Origin of the sequence: Flavihumibacter sp. ZG627 (assembly GCF_000814325.1) — a bacterium.
Taxonomy (GTDB): Bacteria; Bacteroidota; Bacteroidia; order Chitinophagales; family Chitinophagaceae; genus Flavihumibacter.
Map to the genome: position 1 here is coordinate 118,441 of NZ_JPHF01000010.1, position 24,963 is coordinate 143,403.

Sequence of the window (24,963 nt, forward strand, 5' to 3'; positions counted from 1 at the left end):
AAAAAAATCCATTTTTCCCTGAATAAACCGCACATTACCTTTGCGCCATGCAAATTTTAGATGGACAACTGGTTTCAAAAGCGACCAAAGACGAATTAAAAATCAAGGTGGCACAGCTGGTAACAGAAGGAAAAAAGATACCCCACCTGGCCGCTGTTTTGGTTGGATCCAATGGTGCCAGCGAAACCTACGTGGCCGCCAAAGTGAAGGCCTGCCAGGAGATTGGCTACAAATCAACGCTTATCAGGCTGGAAGACGAGATCAGTGAGAACAAGCTCTTATCCGTTATTGAAGAACTTAACGAAGACCCCGATATTGATGGGATACTTGTTCAATTACCACTTCCCAAGCATATTTCTGACGAAAAAGTGATCAATACAATACTTCCTTCGAAAGATGTGGATGGATTTCACCCGGTGAATGTTGGCCGGATGGTACAGGGGCTCGATACATTCATTCCCGCTACACCGTATGGTATCATATTGATGATGCAACATTATAAGATCAATACCAAAGGCATGCACGCCGTAGTTATTGGTCGCAGCAATATAGTTGGCCGGCCGATGAGTATTCTTTTGAGCCAAAGTGCTGATCCGGGTAATTGCACCGTCACTATTACACATTCGCATACAAAGAATCTTGCTGAGCTTTGCAGAAGCGCCGATATAATTATAGCTGCCCTTGGCATACCAGAATTTGTAAAAGCCGATATGGTGAAAGAAGGTGCTATCGTAATTGATGTTGGTATTACCCGTGTGGCGGATGCCTCCAAGAAATCAGGCTTCGCCCTGAAAGGCGATGTTGAATTTGCGACGGTAGCTCCAAAATGCAGTTATATTACGCCTGTTCCGGGAGGGGTTGGTCCCATGACCATTGCGGCCCTGATGAAGAACACTTTTAAGGCCTGTGTTGATAAAAACTGAATACAGGTAAGATTTAAGAGGTAAGAGGTAAGATTTGAGGAAGTAGAAATTTAAAAATTGAGTGATGTTGCGTTTGCCGGTAATGGAATCATTTTATACCCTCCAGGGGGAAGGTTTTCACCAGGGCCGGGCAGCCTATTTTATCAGGCTCGGTGGCTGTGATGTTGGTTGCAGCTGGTGCGATGTGAAAGAAAGCTGGGATGAATCTCTTCATCCCAAACAATCTGTTGAAGAGATCGTGGAAAATGCAAAGGCCTACCCAGGCAGGCTTGCAGTGATCACCGGTGGTGAGCCATTATTACACAATCTGAACAACCTTACAAGTGCGTTGCAGGAGGCTGGATTTGAGACCAATATTGAAACGTCGGGAAGTAGCGATCTCAGTGGAAACTGGGACTGGATATGCCTTTCACCCAAAAAATTTAAATTTCCCCTACCTGAAGTGGTACAGACTGCCGATGAACTTAAAGTAGTTGTATTTAATAAAACGGATTTTGATTGGGCAGAAAAATGGGCAGCCGACGTAAAGCCTGCCTGCAAACTTTACCTCCAGCCCGAATGGGGAAAAAAGGAACAAATGCTGCCCCTGATCATTGATTATATCAAAGCGCACCCCCGTTGGGAACTCAGCATCCAGAGCCATAAGTACATCAATGTGCCCTGAGAAGGCAGTTTTTTCACATTTTCCTCTAATATAATGGCCTAACTTTCGTTGTAGTATCACCAGTTTAAAATCTATGCTGAAACGAATAGCCATTTTTATTACAATAGCCATTGCTATAACCTGCACCCTCCCGCTTAATGCACAACAATACAATCCCGATAAGATAAATGCTAAGGCTGCTAAACTTTACCAGCAGGCGATGCAACAGGCCGAGAATGATAATTTTCCGGAAGGTATAAGACTCCTTAAAGATGCCGTTAAGATAGATCCATCATTTGCGGATGCCTGGCTTTCTATTGCCGGCATGTACGGTGAAATGAAAGACTATGATAATGCTATCCTGCATTATGAAAGGGCAAAATCAATTGATTCAAACTACTTCCGCGATTATAACCTTCCCTACTCCATCAATCTTGCCGGAAAGGGCCGCTTTAAAGATGCCCTGAAAGCCGTGAACAGCTTCATGATGGTTAACGATCTGAATGAAAGTAGTCAGCGGGCCTCCTCCTACCGCCGGCGCTGTTACCTTTTTGCATTGGAACAGGCAAAGAATCCGGATATAGCGAATTACAATTTCACTCCCATTAACCTCGGCGATAGTGTGAACAGTGCCGTGTCAGAATATTATCCCACCCTCACCATCGATAACAGCCAGCTGATCTTCACCCGCCGCGTTAATAATTATAATGAGGATTTCTATGAAACCCGCATCGAAGGTGGGAAATGGAACCGGAGTAGCGGACTAACCGGTATGATCAATTCCAACCTCAATGAAGGCGCACAATCTATTTCGCAGGATGGCCAGTGGCTGGTGTTTACAGGATGTAATTTTCCGGATGGACTGGGAAGTTGCGATCTCTATATTTCCTATCTAACTCCCCAGGGATGGAGTGAACCCCTTAACCTCGGAAGTAAAGTGAATTCAGAATTCTGGGACTCAGCGCCCAGCCTCTCGCCCGATAAAAGGGATCTCTACTTCGCCAGCAGGCGCCAGGGTGGATTTGGGGGAAATGATATCTGGGTGACCCATCTCGGCACTGACGGTAAGTGGAGTGAACCCGAAAATCTTGGACCAGAGATCAACACCAGTGGTGATGAGAGCTGCCCCTTTATCCACGCCGATAATCAAAGTCTTTATTTCACCTCCAATGGATTGCAGGGCTATGGTGGAGATGATCTTTTCATGGCGCGTAAAGGTCCGAAAGGAAGTTTCAGTCTTCCCCGCAACCTTGGCTACCCTATTAATACCATAGAAAACGAAGGCAGCCTTGTAATTACTGCCGATGGTAGCACGGCTTATTATGCAAGCGACCGTGCGGATAGCAAAGGGGGGCTCGACCTCTACACTTTCACCATGCGCAATGATGTGCGGCCCGTGAAAACGCTCTGGATCAAAGGCAGGGTTATGGATGAAAAAACTAAAGATGGACTGCCATCTGCTGTTGAACTAACAGATATCCTTACCCGACAGATGATCAGCAAGGTACAAACCGATGAAACGGGCAATTATCTTATTACCCTTCCTATTGGCCGCGACTATGCGTTTAATGTTAACCGTAAGGGATACTTATTCTATTCGGAGAATTTCTCATTAAGCCAGAAGTCGCCCGACTCCACCTATAATATCGATATTCTACTAAAACCCATCACTGCAAATGCAACCATCGTATTGAAGAATATTTTCTTTGAAACCAATAGTGCATCACTGGGCAGCAACTCCGAGGTTGAGCTTGAACGGATCGTTCAGTTGTTAAAAGAAAATCCGTCATTAAGTATCCAGCTCAATGGACATACCGACAATGTTGGGAAGGCCGCGGACAATTTGAAGCTGTCGAATGACAGGGCTCATTCTGTGGTGAATTTCCTGGTAAAAAATGGAGTAGATGCAAAACGACTTACCCACAAAGGTTTTGGCGCAACGGTACCTGTAGCGGATAACAATACCGAAGAGGGACGCGCACTTAACCGCCGAACAGAACTGAAGGTAATTTCCCAGTAATGTAAATACCGTTATTTCACGCTGGTATAGCTCCCACGCAAAGTCTATTTTCATTGAAAAGAAGAAATGGACGATGAGAGGTTGTACCAGGTGGCACTTACACGGGTGCCGCATGTTGGTTGTGTAATCGCTAAAGCGCTGATCGAAAAGTTCAAATCAGCTACTGAAGTATTCAAAGCAAGTGCTGCCGACCTTGAATTGGTAGAAGGTGTTGGAACTGGCATTGCGAGATCGTTGAGTAGATTCCGCGATTTCAGGACATGCGAGAAGATACTGAATGATGTGGAACAGTATAAGCTGTCGATGATCTTCTTAAACGATGAGGCCTACCCGAAAAGACTTTTAGACTGCTATGATCCTCCTACCCTGCTATTTTATAAGGGGAATATCTCTCTCAATGCTCCAAAAAAAGTGGCGGTTATCGGAACCCGGAGCCATAGTGAATATGGAAGGCAGGTGACGGAGAAACTGATCCGAGATCTTCGTGATAAGGATATCACCATTGTAAGCGGCATGGCCTATGGAATAGATGGACTGGCACATCGGAATGCCATTAAATATGATATTCCTACCATTGGTGTGCTGGCACATGGACTGAATACCATCTATCCCAGCGAGCATACTTCCATGGCGAGGGAAATGTTGAGAGGTAAGGGCGCGCTGGTAACGGAATTCATAATTGGCACCAAACCCGACCGTCATAACTTCCCTATCCGCAACCGCATCGTGGCAGGTATATGCGATGCCATTGTTGTGGTTGAAACAGGTCTTAAAGGAGGTAGTATGATCACAGCATCCATTGCAGCAAGTTATAACCATCCGGTGTTTGTATTTCCCGGCCGCACAACTGATCATAAAAATGTAGGCTGCAATATGTTGCTTCGCAGGAAAAGTGCCACCATCGTTCTTGATGCAGATAACCTGCTGGAAGAAATGCAATGGGAAATACCAAAGGATCCTAACCGGAAAAACAACCAGCTTTCCTTCTTTGGCGAATTAAATACAGCTGAAGCAACTATTGTAAATCTGCTGGGTATCCATGGACAACTTGCTATTGATGAACTATATCTCCGGAGTGGACTGAATTCAGGTGCAGCTGCAAGTGCTATCCTTAATCTTGAAATCAGGAACATCATCAAAAGCCTTCCGGGTAAGCAATACAGGATGGTTTAGAGGAGGTTATACAAAAATTTGGCACTAATTTACCTGCTGCCATATCTTTGCACATGGCAACAAGAAAGAGCACCACCCGTAAGATAGATTTATCCCATAAATTTTTTGGAGAAGGCCTCACCTTCGATGATGTGTTACTGGTTCCTGCATTTTCGCAGGTGTTACCCCGTGAAGTAAATATCCAAAGCCGACTTACAAAAACCATAAGTCTTAACATCCCGATGTTAAGTGCAGCCATGGATACCGTTACCGAAGCCAACCTGGCAATTGCCCTGGCCCGCGAAGGCGGTATTGGAATGTTGCATAAAAACATGAGCATTGAAAGGCAGGCGGAGCAGGTTCGTAAGGTAAAACGCAGTGAGAGCGGAATGATCCTCGACCCCGTTACATTACTTGCCGAATCAACCATTGGCGATGCCCTTCGCCTTATGAAAGAGAACAAGATCGGTGGTATACCCATAGTAGATAAGAACAATAAACTGGTTGGTATCCTCACCAACCGTGATCTCCGTTTTGAGAATACCAAATCGAAGAAGGTAAGTGAAGTGATGACCAGCGAAAAGCTGATAACCGCTCCCGAAGGCACTACAATGAAGAAGGCAGAGAAAATTCTGCAACAATATAAGATCGAAAAACTTCCGGTGGTACGAAAGGATGGTACACTCGCCGGACTCATCACCTATCGTGATATTCTTCAACTCACCAGTTTTCCGAATGCCAATAAAGATGAATTCGGCAGGTTACTTGCCGGAGCTGCTATTGGTATAACAAAAGACATGCTTGATCGTGTTGCTGCCCTTCAACATGTTGGTGTAGATATCGTAACACTCGACAGCGCGCATGGTCATTCAAAGGGCGTGATGGAAGCAGTGAAGAATGTAAAAAAGAATTTTAAGGGTCTCCAGGTTATAGCAGGAAACGTGGGTACCGCTGATGGTGCAAGAGCGTTGGTAGAAGCTGGGGCTGACTGTGTTAAGATCGGGATTGGACCAGGTTCTATTTGTACAACACGTATTGTGGCTGGCGCCGGCGTTCCCCAGCTCACGGCTATCATGGAAGCCTATAGTGCACTCAAGCCATTGGGTATTCCCATAATTGCGGATGGCGGTATACGTTATACCGGTGACATGGTTAAAGCACTTGCCGCAGGGGCCGATTGTGTAATGATGGGAAGCGTATTCGCAGGCGTGGAAGAGAGTCCGGGTGATACCATTATTTATGAAGGCCGCAAGTTCAAGGAATACCGTGGAATGGGATCGATAGGTGCCATGTCGCAGGGATCAAGCGACCGTTATTTCCAGGATGTGGAAGATGATATCAAAAAGCTGGTACCGGAAGGTATTGAGGGAAGGGTTGCTTTCAAGGGCAACCTTCGCGAGGTAGTAGCGCAGTTTGTTGGTGGACTCAGGGCTGGAATGGGCTATTGCGGAGCAAAAGATATTGAAACACTCAAAGCTGAGGCGAAGTTTACCAAGATCACCAATGCGGGAATGAAAGAAAGCCATGCGCATGATGTAGATATTACGAAGGAGGCGCCGAACTATACGAGGAAATGATTTGGAGGGATGGAGGGATGGAGGGATGGAGGGATGGAGGGAATTGGAGAGATGGAGGGATGGAGAGAGATTTGGAGAAATGAACAGATGGGTTATTTTTGAGAACCTTTCCGTACATTTCTCCAATTCATTTTAATAGATCTTGAAAAAAATACATCCCCTCATTTTATCATTGGCATCCGGAATATTACTGGCTGCAGCATGGCCTCCCCTACCAACTACTTTTTTAATTTTCATTGCGTTCATACCCCTGTTCATGCTGGCTGATCAACAGCCACGAAAATGGGCTTTTGTTGGTTGGTGTGCATTATCAATGATGACCTGGAATGCACTCACCACCTGGTGGATCTGGAATTCTACCGGTCCGGGTTCTATAGCTGCCATTATTGTGAATACGGTACTCATGAGTATTCCATGGCTGGCATTTTACTGGGCAGATAAAAGATTTGGTAGCCGCTACGGCCACTGGGCTTTTATAGCCTGTTGGATGACCTTTGAATACGTACACCTGAACTGGGATCTTAGCTGGCCCTGGCTCACACTGGGTAATGTATTTGCTGCCCAACCCTCCTGGATCCAATGGTATGAATTCACCGGAACCAGCGGTGGCTCACTCTGGATATTATCGTTAAATGTGCTTTTGTTTAAGCAGCTATACAGAACCGGTAGTCTGCAAATAATTAATCGCCGGGCAATTTCTATTACGCTGTTGGCGGGCATAGGTTTACCCATACTCATTTCGGTGCTGGTGAGCACATCCAGTCAAAAAAAGGATGCAAGGCTGGCTGATGATGCACGTAAACATAATGAACCCCTCCATAATGTTGTAGTGGTTCAACCGAATATCGATCCCTATAAAAAATTTACGGCAGGCACGCAGGACGAACAACTGGCCACACTCCTGCAACTTTCAGCTTCACAAATTGACAGTAATACCCGGTTACTTGTCTGGCCCGAAACCGCCATCAACCTGCCCAATGGAATTGAAGAAGATAGTATCCGAAACAATTATTTACTGAAACCACTATGGGATTTCCTGGGAAAAAATCCAAAGCTTGTTTTATTAAGCGGATTGGAAGGATATAAGATTTATCGAAGCGGAGAGCAATCAAAATATTCAAGGCATATCCGCGATACCGAACTATGGTATGATTCCTACAATAGCGCCATGCTGCTCGACTCATCCGGCATTCTATCCCGATACCATAAATCAAAACTGGTACCTGGTGTTGAACTGCTTCCCCCCTTCCTGAATTTCCTTGGCCCACTGCTGGAACAATTTGGTGGAACAACAGGTGGCTATGCAAGGCAGGAAGAAAGAACCGTGCTCCGCCATGTGGGTAATGGATATGCCATTGCACCTGCCATTTGTTATGAAAGCATCTATGGTGATTTCATGACTGGCTTCATGCGTAATGGTGCCAATATAATTGGCATCATCACCAATGATGGCTGGTGGGGAAATACATCCGGACATAAGCAACACCTCCTCTATGCAAGACTTCGGGCAATAGAAAACCGGCGATGGATAGCAAGAAGTGCAAATACAGGAATCAGTGCCTTTATTGATCCATATGGCCGTATATTACAACAACAACCCTGGGATAAGGCCATTGCCATTAAGGAAGTGGTGACCCTGCGGAGGGAGATGAGCTTTTTTTCGCGCACTGGTGATCTTATTTCAAAATTCATGGTTGCAGGCGTACTTGTGTTGATCTTAATGAGCCTGAAGAAAAAAAGAAAAAAACCAGCACTATGATGCATTATACTATTACCGGCGAGGGACAACCGCTAATGCTTATACATGGCTTTGGTGAAGACAGTCGCATTTGGGAAAAGCAGATAACAGCATTAAAAGATAATTACCAGCTTATAATACCTGAGCTTCCGGGTACCGGCCAGTCGCCCATGCAATCTTCTTTGACAATGGAATCAATGGCTGATGAGATCCTGGAAATTCTGGAGAAGGAAAAAATAGAGTCTATCGTAATGCTGGGTCATTCTATGGGTGGTTATGTTACCCTTGCCTTTGCAGAAAAATACCCGGAACGGCTCATGGGATTTGGACTGCTCCATTCAACAGGTTTTGCAGATCCTGAGGCCAAAAAGGAGGCAAGAACCAAGAGCATCAACTTTATCCGGGAAAATGGATCAGCAGCCTTTCTTCAAACGGCTACTGTCAATCTCTTTGCCCCGGCTAACAGGGAAACTATGGTAAAAACCATAGATAAGATCATAAATGATAACACTTATATACTTCCGGAGAGCCTGGCAGCGTTTTTAGAAGCGATGAAAGCAAGACCCGATAGAACAGAAATATTGAAAAAGGCAACTATTCCTGTCCTTTTTATCGTTGGGAAAGAGGACCAGGCAGTACCTTTTGCCGATACCATGCAACAGGTTCATCTTCCTGAATTGTCTTATATTTATATACTTCAGCATTCTGGCCATATGGGTATGCTGGAGGAAACCGAAAAGTTCACTGCTGCCATTCAAAAATTCATGAATGATTTGCATATGGGCGGGCATAATCGCATCTAATGAAAACATTCTGGCTGCTACTTATAATCTTACTGTCCGCGGGTACTGTATCCCAAGCCAACCATATCAGGGGCGGCGAACTTACCTATAAATACCTCGGTGCAGGTAGCACGCCTAACAGTTCCCGGTATGAGGTTACGCTAAAATTATTTATCGACTGCTTCCAGAACAGCCAGGGACAGTTTGATGGGTCGGCTCCTTTCACTGTTTTCCGCAAAAGCAATAACTCACAACTACGGGCAGCATTTATTGCACCCTTTATTTCTGAAAGCAGGATTGGCTATGATCCCAATTCAAATCCCTGTATTACCAATCCACCCACCGATATCTGTTATAACCTTCGGTTTTATCGCACTACCATCGATCTGCAGGATGACCCGGATGGATATATAATTTCTTTCCAGCGATGCTGCAGAATCGCAGGTATTGAAAATATCTCCGGAAACAGTGCCGCAACAGGAGCAACTTATCTTGCTGAAATTCCCGGTACCAATACACTTGCCGCCAATGAGCATAATAGCAGTCCGGAGATCTCGGGAAATGATGCTGTAGCCATCTGCGCTGGCTCCGGATTTGAATTTGATTTTTCTGCAAGGGACGTCAATGACGGCGATTCACTAACCTACCAGTTATGCTCAGCTTATGATGGGGGGGGAAGAACTCAGGCTGAAGATTGCTATACTTGTCCCGCCCCTAACCCTGCAGCGCCTCCGCCTTACCGGGGATTACCCTACCAGGTTAATTATCCCGGCACCAGTCCACTTGGATCATCGGTAAGTATTAACCGGTTTACCGGAATCATTACAGGTCTTGCCCCCGATGTAGTTGGACAGTATGTGGTAACGGTTTGTATCAGTGAATACAGGAGGGGAAAACTCATTAATGTACATCGTAAGGATATTCACCTTAAAGTATCGGATTGTAATCCCCTGAAAGCCGTACTTAATCCCGATTATAAATTCTGCGATGATTTCAATGTCAGCTTTCAGAATGGCCAGGTAAATCCGTCCGGATCCATCCATGTATGGGATTTCGGTGATGGAACCAAGACAGACACATCCACAGCTGCCCTCGGAAATGTTCGGCACCTTTATGCTGATACAGGAACCTATAGGGTTAAGCTGATGGTGATGCTGCCAGGGGGGCAATGCCTTGATTCTGCATTTACCCTCGCGAAAGTTTACCCGGGTTTCTTCCCCGGATTCACTTATACGGGAGCCTGTCTTTTTACGCCTTTTAATTTCCGCGATACATCAAATACGCGCTACGGAACAGTGAATAAATGGTCATGGGAGTTTGGTGATGAAACCACTCCACTCGATGTTTCCACCCTGCAGAACCCCAGCTATCTTTATAATTCCCTTGGAGTTAAAACTGTAAGGCTGACGGTTGAAACCAATAAGGGATGCCAGAAGATCTTCACCGGAACGGTGGATGTGCTCGACAAGCCCGCTCTTGAACTTCCCTTCCGCGATACGCTCATCTGTAGTATCGATAGTTTACAACTGCAGGCCAATTCGCCCGGAAGCCTTGCTCCCCGGTTTACCTGGAGCCCCGCCACAAATATTTCCAACCGGAATATTGCTAACCCATTGGTATACCCGAAAACTACAACAACTTATATTGTTGACCTGGAAGACAATGGATGTATCACCCGTGATTCAATAAGGGTTCGGGTAGTGAATGAGGTTACCTTGTCTGCTTCAGCCGACACAACTATTTGTCTCACCGATCCAATACCGCTACAAGCTTTTGGGGATGGATTAAAATACCAGTGGACTCCGGCAGAATCGCTGAATGATCCCACTGTTTCCAATCCTATTGCAACACCCACCGCTACAACAACCTATGCTGTTACAGCCAGTATAGGAAAGTGTACTAAAACAGGGAATATCAATATCCGCACCGTGCCCTATCCGGGGGCATTTGCCGGAGAAGATATCATCATCTGTTATGAAGATTCTATCCAGTTGAATGCCACCATCAATGGATCATCATTTAGCTGGAGCCCCCAAAATACATTGATAGCACCTGAAACTTTAAGTCCCATAGCCTTCCCTTTAACTACAACATCCTATGTGCTGACGGTAACCGATAACAAGGGATGCCCCAAACCCGGAATCGATACTGTGGTGGTGGGCGTAAGGCCGCTGGTGCAGGCATTTGCGGGCAATGATACAGCTATAGTGGTGGGGCAGCCGCTGCAGTTGCAGGGTACCGGTGCAGATATTTATGTATGGGAACCATCAACGGGACTCAACTTCACCAATATACCCAATCCCATAGCAAACCTTTCGCAGAACCAGACCTATGTACTCAGGGTTTCCACGCCGGAGGATTGCTTTTCTTATGACACCATTAATATAACCTTGTTCCGGACCAACCCTGATATTTTTGTTCCGAATGCGTTTACTCCCGGTGGCAGTTCAAATACTGTCTTTCGTCCACGCCCGGTGGGTATAGCAAGGTTTGATTATTTCCGGGTGTATAATCGCTGGGGGCAACTGGTATTCTCTACCCGGGAAGCCAACCGGGGCTGGGATGGAAATATCAATGGAAATGCTCAGGGAACCGGCACCTATGTGTGGATGGTTCAGGGTACGGATTTTACCGGTAAAACAATCTTCAAAAAGGGTACGATGGTGTTGATCCGCTAGCGAACTTCCATCGGATTATTGTTCAATCATGAATGCTGCTTAATATTGCGTATGTCAAAAATCGCGATGATAACCGGCGCCACTGCCGGCTTTGGTAAGGCCTGTGCCGAGAAGTTTGCAGCAGGTGGATATGATCTCATAGTAACGGGAAGAAGAGCAGAAAAACTTGATTTCCTCTGCCAGCAGATCAGGGATACCTATTCTGTAAAATGCCTGCCACTTGTTTTTGATGTGCGGAATAAAAATGAAGTAAAGCAGGCTGTGGATAGTATCCCAGGTGAATTTGCGAAGATTGATTTACTCATCAATAATGCGGGACTGGCATTGGGCCGCGATTATTTTGATGAGGCCGATATGGATGACTGGGAAACCATGATCGATACCAACCTGAAGGGATTGCTCTATGTGAGCCGGGCAGTTTTACCGCATCTGAAACAGTCGGCTAATGCCCATATCATTAATATCGGATCCATTGCAGGGAAGGAAGTATATGAAAAGGGAAATGTTTACTGCGCATCCAAGCATGCTGTGGATGCCATTTCTAAAGCCATGCGGATTGATCTGCTGAGGCTGGGAATTAAAGTTACCGCCATTCATCCGGGTGCAGCCGACACCGAATTCTCTATTGTCCGCTTTAAAGGTGATACCGAAAAAGCTGCCGCCGTTTATACTGGTTATGAACCATTAAGGGCGGAGGACATAGCGGACACGGCATGGTATTGCGCCAGTCTCCCACCCCATGTATGTATTAATGACCTGGTGATCATGGCAACAGCCCAGGCAAATTCATACCTCACTTTTAAAAAATAACTAAATCGGCTTTAATAGTAGAGGGGCAAACATAAAGTTTCTCCTTTTGCGTTTAGAATACAGTTACTGGAACAATTCTTGTGACTATAAAATTGTTATGAAATCATCCCATATCCTTTTTTCAGTGCTGGCACTTGCAACAAGTCTGTTTGCTGCGCCGGCACTTGCACAGAAAGAGGATAATATTATCCGGCAGCGTTCCTGTGCCACCAATAATTACACCCACCAGATCGATAGTCTCAAAGAATATTATAAGTCGCATGGCTTCAGCCTTTTAAGGGAAGCATCGATGCAGATGGAAAGTGCATTTGAAATGCCCATTATCGTTCCACTCAACTCCAGGGAATGGTACAGTTTTGTATTTATTGGTGATCCTGGCGCCCGCCTCTACGAGGTGAGGATGTATGATTATACTGAGAAACAAGTCATCTACAGGAAGAACTTATGGGGCGATGTAGATGGAAATATTATCAACTTCACTTATGTTCCCGGCACTTCCGAGTTCCATATGATCAAGCCGGTGCAGGTCCACAAAACCAAAAAGGATCTCTGTGGATATGTAATGCTCTTCAAGCGAACCAGCGCTCCCGGCGATCCACAGGTGGTCGGAAAACGATGAGCCAATCGATGAACCAATGAGCCCATTATTACATGCTTTGAGCCAATTAATGGAATCAAATGAGCCTTTTACCCGTCTGACATATGTCAGGAAAGACGTCAGACAGGTACCCTGAAAAAGCAACAATTCTAGAAATTATCGGCGGATTTTCTAAAGTAATCGTCTCATTTATAGCGAGTTAAGAAATAAACCCATCAGACGCCTGTCCTGACAAGCGGCAGATGGGTAGAGATCATCCACCCAACATCATCCGCGGATCCTCCGGCCATCCTCCGACATAAAAGGCACTTAGGTTTAACCGGGAAGGCACCGGGAAGGCATCAAGGCCTACTTCCCTATCAAACCATTAATACTAATTGGCTCATACTATTGAGCAAGGGAAACCCGAATCTGCAATCCGGCGCGGGTGGTCGTAATGGGCGCGGAGGTTGAGACCTTGGGCTCGGTGCGTCGCTGGTCAAAGAAGAGCCTCAGATTGATCCTATTATTCAGCACATAATCTATTGAGGGAGAAATAGTTATTACTTTCTGTCCCGCCGTGGGCAGGGCAGCCTCCTGGTCGAGCCGGCTATTGGCAGTTGCATCATCACGCAAACTCAGGTCAAGGCGGAGGTTAAGGTCATTCGACAACTCCTTGGAGGACTCTTTCATGCCAGGCAGTTTCACTTTGAAGGGCAGGTTAAGTCCGCGTTTACGCCATCCCACCCCGATTGTAAACTCCTCCGATCTCGCCTCACTCAACTGGAAATCGACCAGGCTAAGACTCAACTGACGGCTCTTCTTGTATTCAAAACGGGCGGTCAGCTGGTTGGTGAACTGCAGGTCGATATCTATAAATGGAGCAAACGCCTCCTGGATAGAGATATTCGGAACCAGGAAATAAGGGAAGAAGTTTCCGGTGGCCGTATCTATAAAGCCAGGCATATTATAACTCAGGGGATCCTGGAAAAGCAGGTTGTTGTTGAAGCTGTTCATCCCCAGGGTACTGCTATAGGCATGTGTGATGGTTACGCTCGAGAATCGTTTCTCGAGGGCCGGAATTTTGGTGAGTCCGGTATAAGTCAATCGCCAGTTTGGTTTCGGGATGATCTTCCTGAATGGGTTGGAGCGGATGTCACCATTCTCCTGGTCAATCAGGGCAACATCGAGCGGATCCTTTTTGGTATAGGCAGCAATGAATGCCGGGATCAGCACATCCTGGGCATACCTGCTATAGCCAGTGTAATAACCATCGGACAAAAACTTTTCGTTATCCGGAAGGTCTTTCCAGTATGGGTTTCTTTCAGCATTGCGCCTGGAGAGAATGATCCGGTTTTCCTGGAAGGTCCTGAAGGTATTGGTGATCTCGTTGGGCTCAAACTTTCCGAACAGGGTCTGGAAAGAAATAAAGGAAACGCTGAAGGTTCCTGAAACATATGGACTCAGGCGAACGAAGTTTCCATTGCCCACGGTATCCTTATAGAGCTCGGAATAATTCTTTCCGAAAGTTTTATCGAGGCTGATATCAATGGTGAGATCACGCAATGGGATCAACTGGGCCGTGATGCTGAGTCGCTGGTTGAAATCCTGCCGGTTAAGGTTGTTGAGCAATGGGTTTCGGGTGATTAATCCCCTTCGGGCAAAATCATTGATAAAAGAGGTATCAGGTTGTTTGCCGAAAACAAATCCCCATCCCGGCGCATTGGAGCCCGGATTCATTCCAAGTATTTTGGTACTGTCGGTATAGCCGGCAATAGAGGTAGTTCCCACCTCACCATATTGCACGCTCACTCTTTTAACGGAGGTGATAATTCTTCCGATCACTTTTACAAAACCATTCAGTTGCGGTAATTGGTTGGGATCACGTTTCACCCTTTCCCTTTTACCGGTTGATGTAGTATCACCAGGTGCCTTGGGTTGTTCCGGCGCTTTTGGAGGCGGCGGTGGTGCATCCCAATCGAGCGCCCTTAAGAACCTGCTCTTGGCATAGAGCCGGGTAAAGTCAAACTCTCCCGTCACATTTTTCTCCTGTGCATTGCCAACAAAATTTCCGAGGCTCTTGGCAAACGGATCAAGTGAGGAAGCCAGCCAGTTATAGCGCGCCACATATCCTAGCCGGATGGTGGTCCAGTCTACCAGCGGCAGCTTGGTGGTTGGAAGTGTATAAGTGATATTAGCGCTCTGGTCATACATCACATTCCTTCCCCCCTGCCAGAACAAACGCCACATCCTTCGCCTCTCGGCCTGGTCGAGGCGACCCGAATCTTCGTCTACCCTTGCCCTGTTCACTGCCGTGAAGTCAATGTTGAGTGATCGCGACAGATCCCAGCGCAGATTATAATATCGATCGAATGTAAAGTACTTGTCATAGGTTTCGGGGATGATGCCTTTGGGACCACCAACGTTACGAGGCCTGATGGCACCGAACTGACGGTTTACATCGGCCCGGAAACTCAACAGGGATGGCGCATAGTTAAGGTTGAAATCCTTTACCAGGTCGAGCCATTTGGTGGTAGCCTTCATGCCTTTCTTGAAAGGCTCCCAATACTTAGGCGTAGCAACGAAATTATAACCGAGTCCTCCCCTATGCCTTGTCAGCTCTTCTGATTCGATGAGCGGATTATTGCGCTCCATCTTGGTATACGAGTAGCTGACATCAAAATTTTCGATGCTGTAGATCTTTTGCTTTTTACCACTGGTATTGATCTTACGGACGTTGGTGAAGTTCACCGTTTTGGTGGTGGTGATATCAACTGACTCAGCGCGGATAGAATCACGCTCTGAAGAAGTTGCCGCATCCAGTTTTGCTTTAAGTTTTACATCGAGATCATAGGGATCGTATTCCGGAGTAAGAATGGTTTGTGAATAGCCTGCATACACCGGAATAGAAATACCTGCTTTGGCGGGAAGGAGTTTACCCAGCTCGAGGTTGGTGGCAACATCAAACTGTGTGAAGTTTTCCCTTGCCCTTTCATTGGCCCGCATCTCGAGGTTTCCGAAACCTATACTTCTTGCAGCACCGGAAAGAGAAAGTGTACCAAGGTCGGCGAGTTTAACATCCACCCTTCCAGTGGCAGCCCAGCCGCCTTTTTCATCAATTGAAGAAAGGCGGAGTTCATTGAACCAAACTTCCGTACAGGCATCACCGGTAGTATTGTTCACAACGCCCACAAACATACCTCTTACCTCACCGAGGTTGGGGTTTCCGAAGATGGCATAGCTCTTTCCATCATCGTCTGTTTCCTTATAGTAAAGGTTTGGCTGTGATACATTGTTACGCCTTATTTTGAGGTCGATAAGCCGCTGCAGTGATAATCTCAATTCATTATCGAGGGGCCACACGATATCATTCTGCTGATCGGTATATCTTCCAAATGGAGTAACCTTCAGGGGTATGCGCACTTCATAATAGTTGCCTACAAAATCATTTCCGATCCTGATAACGGCAGAGAGATCACCATCGCGGATCTCGGGGTAGCCTTCAACGCTTTCGGTATGCGCAAACATTTTCAGTTCACCATACTGGCGAAGGTCGAGGTTAAGGGTTTTGAATACGCCCCTGCCATCACCACCAGCCAGGTTGCAGATCTGCATACTCATGGCCTGCTCGTTCTGCAGGATATTGACGTTGTTATTACTGAGCTGCTGAACCCTTTCAATGCCGGGAGGTATCAGGTAATTCACCGGCGCACGTCCGCTGTTCTCTTCCACATTCACCGCCAGCACATTAAACGAAGTTGGATTGCTTGTTGCCAAAGGCTTGTAGATACCGGTTGTATCGAGCTCAAAGGAGAAGCGGCGCCATTGGTTACGAACTAGTTCCAGCTTGGCAAAACGTGTAATAACAGAATCCTGGAAACCGGTCATGAACATACGAAGGAAACGGATCGATTTAAAGTCGGGGATATTACCCACTTTCTGCTCATACTCGGCTACGGGTATGCGAAAAAGAAACCATTTATGATTGACGCCATCAATATCGAAGGCTCTCATATCAGTGATATAATTCTGCCCGATGGTCATTCTTTCAGGCGTGAGGTCAACCTTGTATTGGAAGTATTCTTCCAGTTCGTTGAGGGTGTTATCGCGGTTAAGGTCTTCCTGGTCGGGGTATAGCGTGAAGGCCGTTGTAGTGGTTGAATTATTATCGGCAATGGGTGAGTTACCGTGCGAGTTATTGATGTTCTTATAACGGGTGAGGATATCCGCGCGGGTGCGGTCATATTCTGCATCGCGGTAGTTGCGGAAGTTATCACTCGATGGGTCAGTAAGTGCAGATTGGTAAGCCGGTGAGCCGGTGCCTGCAACTGCTGCTAACTGCGACAGGTATGCGCTGAATTTTCTTCTTTCCGAATCATCATTCAACCCATCAAAACCAACATCCTGAAAGGGACGGTCGGCGGGATCATTACTGAAAGCAGTAGTAACCTGTATCGGGTTATTGGGAACATTACCCCATCGCGAAGAGGAATCTACCGCTGCCTGTATATTGGGCGTGGGAAGTCCATTTTCAAAGAAGCGACGGCCATCGCGGAGAACATCTTCTGAAATATTTCCGAGGTTGAAATAAAGCTGTCCGCCGGTACTATTGGGCTGCACCAGGAAGGGATCCTGCATCCAGAACTCAATGAATTCCACGTTGCCGGTTTCAAAGTCAACCTGGTCGAGGCCGCGCATGATACCACCCCAACGCTGGCTGGGATTCAGGAGTTTGCCATTGGCCGCAACACTTCCTGCCCGGGCATCGAAATTATAGGGGCCTCTTTCTGTTGGGTAATAGGCCATATCAAAAGTGATCAGCTGCGCAAGTCCATAGTCGGGTGTTTTGGCAGGAAATAGTTTCTGCTGGAGGATGGCCTGAATACGAGGGTCTTTATAATCCTGGTAGCCGGCAACCGGGTTATTGGGAGCGCGACGGTCCTGCAGATTGGGTTCAATATTATACCAGGCCAGCTTGGCGCGATTGTATCCATAAGGAAGTGAATCATTATAGGAGCCTTCGGGGAAGAGTCCATTGCCCTGGGGCGTGGAAGCCAGCGACCAACTGATCAACGGAAAACGTAGGTCGATACTATTTCTTGTTCCCTCAAAGTCATCAATGTATATAAGTCCCTCATCTCCCTTTCCGATCTGTGGCGGGTGCCCCGGTTTCAGGATAGCGCCTTCACCATAGGCCATGATACTACTCATTTCCTTGGTGGAATAGAACGGCAGTTTATCAAGTAGTCGGGTAAGTTTGGGGAAATCGGAACGATAACTGAAATCGAGTCCATACATGGTGTTGCGTATGGGATCCTCATTATAGTTCATCTTGGTGAAATAGGGCCTCTCTCCCAATCGCACCATCTGTCCGCCAAAGGTCAACGATTCCTTGGCGGTATTTTTAGCCATATAATCCCATCGGAGACCGAGGTAGTTTCGCTGTTGTATTCCAAAAGTGGCACTGTTCTCATATTGCACATTCACCGGGATGCCAGAATTGAGGATGGCCTGGTTGATGATCTTGACGGAGCCAAGATTATAATCTACAAGGAAATCAATCCCCTCCACCAGCATTCTTCCGCCTGCCGACACCTGTACCGATCCCTGCGGCACATTGAAAGCCCCGAGTGATATATCTGAACTTGCCTGTCCTTTGGCTGTACCGCTGATGATAAAGCGGTCGAGGTTGGCGAAGGTTTTGGCGATTTCCTTAATGGTATCGTAGAGCGGGGTAAATACATATTTGTCGCGGATGTCCTGCGTTACACCCTGGAAAGCAATACTGTCGAGGTCGCGGCCGAAAGGCTCCAGCAGGGGAAAAATCACCCTGGCCTGGTTGGAGATCATGGTATAGCCTTCAATATAATCGAATACCCCATCGGGTTGTGGGTCGCGGTTATTATTAAGCCGGTCGAGATTGAGGATGGTGATAAGCGGGATACCTGTTTTTGGACCTTCGGGAATATAGCGTTTGGTACCCAGGCTCGGCTCTTCATACAAGACGTTCAGCTTGAAATCGGTGGGCTGCACGCTGGAGATATAGCCACCCTCGCGGGTACGCAGGGCATAAACGTTTTTCATCATCAGGTCCCAGATCGGCAATGTGGTACGCTGCGAAGTGGCCTTCAGTAATTTCAGGAAGAGCACCTTGGGGTTACCTGCGATGATGGCGGTAGTATCAGGCGGAACATCCTGAGAAAACTCACCCACCTGGAGTATCCTTCCATTATAGTTGTATTGGAAAGCGACGCCGAGAACTTCATCGGGTTGCAGGGGCTGGTTGAGGGAGATGAAACCCACCTGTGGGTTATAGTAATAATCATTGGGACCCAGCTTGCGGGCAAAGGTCTTTTCAAAATCCTGCACGGGTCTTAAACCAAGACTTTGAAGTTTATTGGTTATCTGGGCCGAGAACCTGCTGGTGGGGTCGCTGGTGATGGTGCGGTAGAGGCCATTCACCGTGTTGGAAGGCAGACTATCAACACCGCCGGGGTCGGGGAAGTTATAAGGATTTCTTTCACCGAGGTCGGCCAGCGCAACGATATCACGGGTTTCGGTGGTAACGCCGGTGCGGTTGGTAACCCACACCTCTATACGAAGAATGTTCACCAGTGAATTAACCGCGGGAAGGCTACCCATGGCCTTATTATAATTTTTGCGGAAGAACTGTGAAAGCAGGAAGTGCCTGTTCTCTTCATAGTCGTTGGCACGGAATTCAAAGTTTGTGGTGGCAGCGCCGCCCAGCAGTCCCATCGACTGGCGTTGTGCCCGCTGGTTAGCCAGTGCCGTGGTGATGAAAAGTTTACCAAACTGCAACTGGGTTTTGATACCGAACAGCGATTGAGCGCCGGGAATCAAAGATCCCTTGGTGGAGAAGGAGATATTACCCGCTTCAATACGTTTGATGATTTCATCGGCATCGCCGGTATAATCTAGTTTAAGCTGGTTTTCGAAGTCGAAGTTGGCGAGGGTATTATAGGTGATGGGCAGTTTAAGTTTGCTACCAACGTTACCCAACACACTAAGATTGGCATTCATATCAAAATCAAATCCCCCGTTGCGGCGGGCGCGTTCGGGAAGCGTTGGGTTTTTGATATTCTGTCCCTGGTAGCCGGCGATGATATCCACATTACCCTGTGGACGGATATCCACTTTACCGGTACCGAAGATCCTGTTAAAGAAAGTTTCGTGGGCGGTAAGTTTTGGCTTGATTCGTTTACGGTTAAGCTGGCTCAGCACATCGGCACGGTCGCGGAAATATTCCTCTTCCTGTTCGCGGGCGCGGAAGCGGAGGTATTCCTCGAAGCTCATGTAGGTAGGTGAGCGGTAATATTTATCGCCGATCTTTTCAACAAAATAATACTGACGGGTTACCGGATCATATTCAACGCTGCGTTTTATATTAGAGGGATCCTTAAGGTCAAACGGGTTTCTGTTGGGAGAAGAGAGGTCTTCGCTTCTTCTGTCGCGGAGAGGATATTTTAGGGTATCGACCCCGCGGATAGTATCACGCAGGGGAAGGATGGCGGAATCGGCCAAAGGTTTTTTGGAAGTATCGGCAATTGCTTTGCGGGCGGTATCGGGTTGTTGCCAGGCAACAGCCTCAGATGGCAGCACAGCACCACCAGCAGCCAGCAGGATAAGGAATGCCAACCTGAAAAGTTGATGAAATAAATTGCCCACAGTCTTTTTTCCCAGGTAATTAGTTAGGTAAACGTGCAGCTATAGGCTTAGAGGTTTTTAAGTGCTGATTTAATTATTTCTTCTACTTTATCAGAACCAGATCCGGAGTTGATCGCTTTTTTCAATGCCATTTCTGCTGCGGGTCTCGCGATCCCCAATGCTACCAAGGCAATTAACGCATCCTGTTCGGCAGTATTGCCTGCTGCATTTGAAATATTTGCTTCAAGCGATTGCCGGGTTACCTTATCACGCAATTCAAGCACTATCCTTTCCGCGGTTTTTCGCCCTATACCTTTCACCGATTCAAGTTGCCGGGCATTGCCCTGGGTGATGGCGCGAATGATCTCTTCGGGTTGCATGGATGACAACATCATCCGGGCTGTTGCTGCACCTACACCATTTACTCCCAGCAGTTGGAGAAACATCTCTTTTTCTGCCACTGTGTGAAAACCGTAAACAATATGCGCATCTTCCCTGATATGAAGATACGTAAACAATTGTCCGGATTCAAGTGCCTCTATAGCCGCAAATGTATTTAATGTAATAAAAACTTCATATCCCACACCCTGCACATCAATATGTACAGTTGTTGGGGTTATAAGTGTGAATTTCCCCCTCAGATAAGCGATCATGGCTGCAAAATAAACTATTAGCCGTAATTTCGCTGCGCTTTCGAAATTAAACGCATGACTAATAAAATCACTGCCGCCATCACTGCAGTTGGCGGATATGTTCCAGAAGACAAGCTTACCAACTTTGATCTTGAAAAGATGGTTGACACCAATGATGAATGGATCCGCACCCGTACCGGTATCTCTGAAAGGCGAATACTAAAAGGGGAAGGCAAGGCCACTTCTGACATGGCTGTTCCAGCGGTTTTAGAGCTCTGTAAAAAAAGGGGGATTGATCCTGTTGAGATAGACTGTATGATAGTGGCAACCGTTACACCCGATATGGTTTTTCCGGCCACTGCGAATATTGTATGTGATAAGATCGGGGCGGTAAATGCATGGGGATATGATCTTAGTGCGGCCTGCTCGGGATTTCTTTTTGCACTCACTTCCGGCGCTGCCTATATTGAGAGCGGGCGATATAAAAAAGTGGTAGTAGTGGGAGCCGATAAGATGAGTGCCATAATAGATTATTCGGACCGGAACACCTGTGTGATTTTTGGTGATGGTGCCGGGGCCGTGTTGCTGGAGCCGGCTACTGATGGAAGCGGGGTGCTGGATAGTATTTTGCGGACAGACGGCAGCGGAAGGCATTATTTAAATATGAAGGCGGGAGGCTCTGCGCGTCCGGCAACAATAGAGACCGTTACCAATAAAGAACATTTTGCCTACCAGGAAGGTAAGACCGTTTTCAAGTTTGCGGTGAAGGGGATGGCCGATGTAAGTGCGGAGTTACTGGAAAGGAATAACCTGACGGGAGATGATATCGCGTGGCTGGTACCCCACCAGGCCAATCTGCGGATCATTGATGCCACGGCAGAAAGGATGAACCTTCCCAAAGAAAAAGTGATGGTGAACATCCAGCGCTATGGTAATACCACTGCTGGCACCATTCCGCTATGCTTATGGGAATGGGAAAAAGAATTAAAGAAGGGAGATAATTTGGTGCTTGCTGCATTTGGGGGAGGGTTCACATGGGGAGCCACTTGGATCAAGTGGAACTATGACATGTAAGATGTAAGAGGTAAGAGGTAAGAGGTAAGATTTGGGAATTGCGTTCAGTAAGTACTTGAATCACCTTCGTGCATCAAATATGGCGTTTGTGTATACCATATGCCTGTTTGTCCAGTTTGATTTGGAAACCCCTGCCTCATGAATGTATTATTGTCTATCATGGGCCATGGAAACTCAATTAGTATTCGGATAAAAATATACCGGCATGCCAGCCGTTTCTAAGGCTTTCCGAACCCTGCTCGAAGGATGCTCGAAGGACCCTCGAAGGATTGTCGAACCAATACGCACGAACGGGCATAGTGGTCTTTCACTCAACTTTAAATTAATAAAAACAGGACATCAAATTTGTTGTCTGTTCAAACTTTGCCGACCGAACTTTGGGGAAGCCTAAAAAGCTTGCAAGCTCTACTTGGATCAAATGGAGCTATGAAATGTAAGAAGTAAGAGGACATCCTATACTAATCTTCATCTTTGGGAATCAAACCAAAACAAAGATGGCAAGTAGAAGAACGGCTGTGCATATGATATAACTAATTACTGCATAATCTTTTTTTATAGATTTATTATTTTTAAAATATTGAATGATTTTATTATGCTTACCATTAAAGATTAATAAAAAGTAATTTATTAGCATAACACCCAAGATAATTCCAATCCAATACCAGCCATGATAATTTTCAAAATTCAAAATGGTAATCCTGAATAACGCTTCTATTAACAATGAAAAACTTACAAGGTTGATGTAACACAATAAACTAACTGCGAGGAATGCATTTAATATAGGGTTCTCAGATTTATTGCTAAAAATCTTATTCCAAGAATATAATTTGAAGAATAAATATGATACGCCTTATACATTGTATAATATATTAGTGTGGTAATAGACAGACATTGTAACCAGCTTTTTTACTTTTTCGCGGCACTCTTGCAAATTCCCTTTTAGACCTTCGGTTGCCCATTTCCAGCAAAACCAATGCTCCTATACATAAAAACAAGTACTGCTTTACCAACTCCATTATTGTCCCCAGCTTTACCTGCCATAACTCCTATTTTTTAACCGGTCAAAGGCTCGCATCGTAAAAGCAGTATAGGTTGGTTGGGATAAAGTTACCTGATAAATAATTAGATTGTCCATCATCGTTATTCAAAAGTAATCGTCAAAGGGAACCAAACTTTGGGGAAATTTACACCTCTTCAACTTTACAAATAAAACACTAAATGATGTATTTAGAACAAAAATCCCGGCTCTGGAGGCAACTGAGAAATATTAAACAACTGTCAACATATGTTGGGCACATTCACTATTTTATTGGGGGTAGGTAAAAGTTTCGCAAACTTAAAAAAGAAATAGTTGTATCCTTTGCCTCTAATTGTAGTGTTTCCCGTATATTCTTTAATTCGTGAAAAAAGTTTTCCAATAACAAAGGAGCATTTTTCCCGTATACAAAAACCGATACAGTATCATTATCTGGTTTTATTATAATAACCTTATATGATGATTGATCTTCAATTTCCTCTTTATAATTAGAGTCGTACTGGCTAAAAGGAATTTTCGTAAAAAGACTATCCATAGATTTCACTCTCTCTATAGGCAATGTTGCCGAAAAATATTTTTTATTCCATCTGCCGTCTCCAATGTAAACTGAACCGTCCTTGTAAATTTTCATTGAGTACGCCACCTTCCACCCACTGTCATAGGTAAAGTCAATCTGTTCAAAATTAGGTGCATAAACTTTTTCGCTCGTATTACAGGAACAAAATAAAATAAATGCAATAATTGACTGCTTCATTACTATTTTTTTTTATTGCCATTTTCATCCAATTCAATACCACCATCATAATTCCACATATCAATTAACAATGCTTGGTCTGATGGAAATACTTTGAGTTTGTCATTTATTTCTTTCATCCCGTTAAATGCATTAAGTGGCCACAAATTGCCGCTATTATACCCTTTATTAACATAGTCCTTTAATACCTTATAATGATGATAATGTCGCGAGTCACCAACTGCATTTTTCACATCCGAATTAATGTTGCTGTAATCAAACTTTTTGTTGTCTAAAAAGTCTGCTGTATGTAAGCTTCCATGAATAAATGACTCATGGAATAAAGTACCAATTTTACTTACTGCTTCATTGACTAAGCCATCCGTTGTTTTCTCGTAAAAATTTGAATTTACAGAAATAGTAATCTGTCCCCTGCCACCTGCATCAATAGACTTGGTGGTTTCACCGCCTTTGTCTTTATCGAAAGACTTGGCGTTATAATTCAAGTCAATTCCCTTTTTGCTGTATTTGCCATCTTTTTTAAAAGTCTGGCCGCCTATAGTTTGATTTTTAGATGCATATTTAGATAAATACTTTCTCCCCTCTTTTGTTCTTGTAAAAGCATTAAATGAAGAATTTAAAAGTTTATTTCCAGTAATGGAATTATCCACACGAATAGTATCACCCAAAGGATCATTAAATGAAATCGGATTACTTCCCATCGCAGAATACGGACTTTCAGACATAGTAGGCTTGGGATCAATTACATGCCATCTTCCGATTTGAGGATCATACATCCTGTACTGAGTACTATACCAATCTAAGCCTACACCATTAGAGAACTCTTTTGACTGTAACTCTGAACCTTTATTGAACTTGTATTTATTCTCCATTTTCCCCATTGCTTTTGAACTTATCCCCGC

At 45.6% G+C, this 24,963-nt stretch carries 15 protein-coding genes; 11 read left to right on the forward strand and 4 right to left on the reverse strand.

The annotated features are described in order from the left end of the window. Positions 1-47 precede the first annotated feature (47 nt). The 10 genes from HY58_RS16290 (at position 48) to HY58_RS16335 (ending at position 12,942) form a co-directional block, all read left to right on the forward strand. Entirely contained in the window at positions 48-923 is an 876-nt protein-coding gene (locus tag HY58_RS16290) for a bifunctional 5,10-methylenetetrahydrofolate dehydrogenase/5,10-methenyltetrahydrofolate cyclohydrolase (RefSeq protein ID WP_039134439.1), read from the forward strand. A gap of 64 nt (positions 924-987) precedes the next feature. Continuing rightward, a complete protein-coding gene (locus HY58_RS16295; RefSeq protein ID WP_253271596.1) occupies positions 988-1,587 on the forward strand; it encodes a 7-carboxy-7-deazaguanine synthase QueE in 600 nt (199 codons plus the stop codon). A 73-nt stretch (positions 1,588-1,660) separates the two neighbouring features. Further along, positions 1,661-3,586: an OmpA family protein gene (locus tag HY58_RS16300; RefSeq protein WP_039134441.1), complete on the forward strand. Its 1,926-nt coding sequence runs from the start codon at positions 1,661-1,663 to the stop codon at positions 3,584-3,586. 66 nt (positions 3,587-3,652) lie between these two features. Continuing rightward, the gene (gene dprA, locus HY58_RS16305) at positions 3,653-4,759 is read left to right on the forward strand and encodes a DNA-processing protein DprA (RefSeq protein WP_039134444.1); all 1,107 of its coding nucleotides are present in this window, start codon (positions 3,653-3,655) and stop codon (positions 4,757-4,759) included. A gap of 53 nt (positions 4,760-4,812) precedes the next feature. Continuing rightward, complete coding sequence (gene guaB / locus HY58_RS16310) at positions 4,813-6,315, forward strand: IMP dehydrogenase (RefSeq protein ID WP_052324224.1); 1,503 nt, start codon at positions 4,813-4,815, stop codon at positions 6,313-6,315. 142 nt (positions 6,316-6,457) lie between these two features. Next, positions 6,458-8,074 (forward strand): apolipoprotein N-acyltransferase, encoded by a 1,617-nt coding sequence (gene lnt / locus HY58_RS16315; RefSeq protein ID WP_253271597.1) that lies wholly within the window; start codon positions 6,458-6,460, stop codon positions 8,072-8,074. After that, positions 8,071-8,856 carry an alpha/beta fold hydrolase gene (locus HY58_RS16320; protein ID WP_039134450.1) on the forward strand — a complete coding sequence of 262 codons (786 nt, stop codon included), beginning with the start codon at positions 8,071-8,073 and terminating at the stop codon, positions 8,854-8,856. The genes lnt and HY58_RS16320 overlap by 4 nt, the downstream gene beginning before the upstream one ends. Then, positions 8,856-11,513 carry a PKD domain-containing protein gene (locus HY58_RS16325; protein WP_039134452.1) on the forward strand — a complete coding sequence of 886 codons (2,658 nt, stop codon included), beginning with the start codon at positions 8,856-8,858 and terminating at the stop codon, positions 11,511-11,513. Before HY58_RS16320 ends, HY58_RS16325 begins: the two co-directional genes overlap by 1 nt. Positions 11,514-11,564: 51 nt before the next feature. Beyond that, on the forward strand, positions 11,565-12,323 hold the full coding sequence (locus HY58_RS16330; RefSeq protein ID WP_039134455.1) for an SDR family NAD(P)-dependent oxidoreductase: 759 nt from the start codon (positions 11,565-11,567) through the stop codon (positions 12,321-12,323). A 97-nt stretch (positions 12,324-12,420) separates the two neighbouring features. After that, a complete protein-coding gene (locus tag HY58_RS16335) occupies positions 12,421-12,942 on the forward strand; it encodes a hypothetical protein (RefSeq protein WP_039134458.1) in 522 nt (173 codons plus the stop codon). A gap of 366 nt (positions 12,943-13,308) precedes the next feature. On the opposite strand, the gene sprA is transcribed toward HY58_RS16335, so the two are convergent. Together sprA and ruvA are read right to left on the reverse strand one after the other, a co-directional pair. Continuing rightward, positions 13,309-20,556 (reverse strand): cell surface protein SprA, encoded by a 7,248-nt coding sequence (gene sprA / locus HY58_RS16340; RefSeq protein WP_052324226.1) that lies wholly within the window; start codon positions 20,554-20,556, stop codon positions 13,309-13,311. Between the two features lie 77 nt (positions 20,557-20,633). Continuing rightward, a complete protein-coding gene (gene ruvA, locus HY58_RS16345; RefSeq protein ID WP_039134461.1) occupies positions 20,634-21,218 on the reverse strand; it encodes a Holliday junction branch migration protein RuvA in 585 nt (194 codons plus the stop codon). Between the two features lie 54 nt (positions 21,219-21,272). Here ruvA and HY58_RS16350 point away from each other — a divergent pair, with 54 nt between their 5' ends. Beyond that, entirely contained in the window at positions 21,273-22,271 is a 999-nt protein-coding gene (locus tag HY58_RS16350) for a beta-ketoacyl-ACP synthase III (protein ID WP_039134464.1), read from the forward strand. Positions 22,272-23,572: 1,301 nt separating this feature from the next. Here HY58_RS16350 and HY58_RS16360 read toward each other — a convergent pair. Both HY58_RS16360 and HY58_RS16365 read right to left on the reverse strand, forming a co-directional pair. Further along, entirely contained in the window at positions 23,573-24,061 is a 489-nt protein-coding gene (locus tag HY58_RS16360) for a hypothetical protein (RefSeq protein ID WP_039134469.1), read from the reverse strand. A 2-nt stretch (positions 24,062-24,063) separates the two neighbouring features. Beyond that, the coding region (locus HY58_RS16365) for an RHS repeat-associated core domain-containing protein (protein WP_216593822.1) at positions 24,064-24,963 on the reverse strand (900 nt) is incomplete at its 5' end.

Excerpts from the sequence above, each read along its gene's own strand:
- HY58_RS16290 (WP_039134439.1), top strand. The coding sequence starts at position 48 with ATGCAAATTTTAGATGGACAACTGGTTTCAAAAGCGACCAAAGACGAA.
- HY58_RS16295 (WP_253271596.1), top strand. The coding sequence starts at position 988 with ATGTTGCGTTTGCCGGTAATGGAATCATTTTATACCCTCCAGGGGGAA.
- HY58_RS16300 (WP_039134441.1), top strand. The coding sequence starts at position 1,661 with ATGCTGAAACGAATAGCCATTTTTATTACAATAGCCATTGCTATAACC.
- dprA (WP_039134444.1), top strand. The coding sequence starts at position 3,653 with ATGGACGATGAGAGGTTGTACCAGGTGGCACTTACACGGGTGCCGCAT.
- guaB (WP_052324224.1), top strand. The coding sequence starts at position 4,813 with ATGGCAACAAGAAAGAGCACCACCCGTAAGATAGATTTATCCCATAAA.
- HY58_RS16320 (WP_039134450.1), top strand. The coding sequence starts at position 8,071 with ATGATGCATTATACTATTACCGGCGAGGGACAACCGCTAATGCTTATA.
- HY58_RS16325 (WP_039134452.1), top strand. The coding sequence starts at position 8,856 with ATGAAAACATTCTGGCTGCTACTTATAATCTTACTGTCCGCGGGTACT.
- HY58_RS16330 (WP_039134455.1), top strand. The coding sequence starts at position 11,565 with ATGTCAAAAATCGCGATGATAACCGGCGCCACTGCCGGCTTTGGTAAG.
- HY58_RS16335 (WP_039134458.1), top strand. The coding sequence starts at position 12,421 with ATGAAATCATCCCATATCCTTTTTTCAGTGCTGGCACTTGCAACAAGT.
- ruvA (WP_039134461.1), bottom strand. The coding sequence starts at position 21,218 with ATGATCGCTTATCTGAGGGGGAAATTCACACTTATAACCCCAACAACT.
- HY58_RS16350 (WP_039134464.1), top strand. The coding sequence starts at position 21,273 with ATGACTAATAAAATCACTGCCGCCATCACTGCAGTTGGCGGATATGTT.
- HY58_RS16360 (WP_039134469.1), bottom strand. The coding sequence starts at position 24,061 with ATGAAGCAGTCAATTATTGCATTTATTTTATTTTGTTCCTGTAATACG.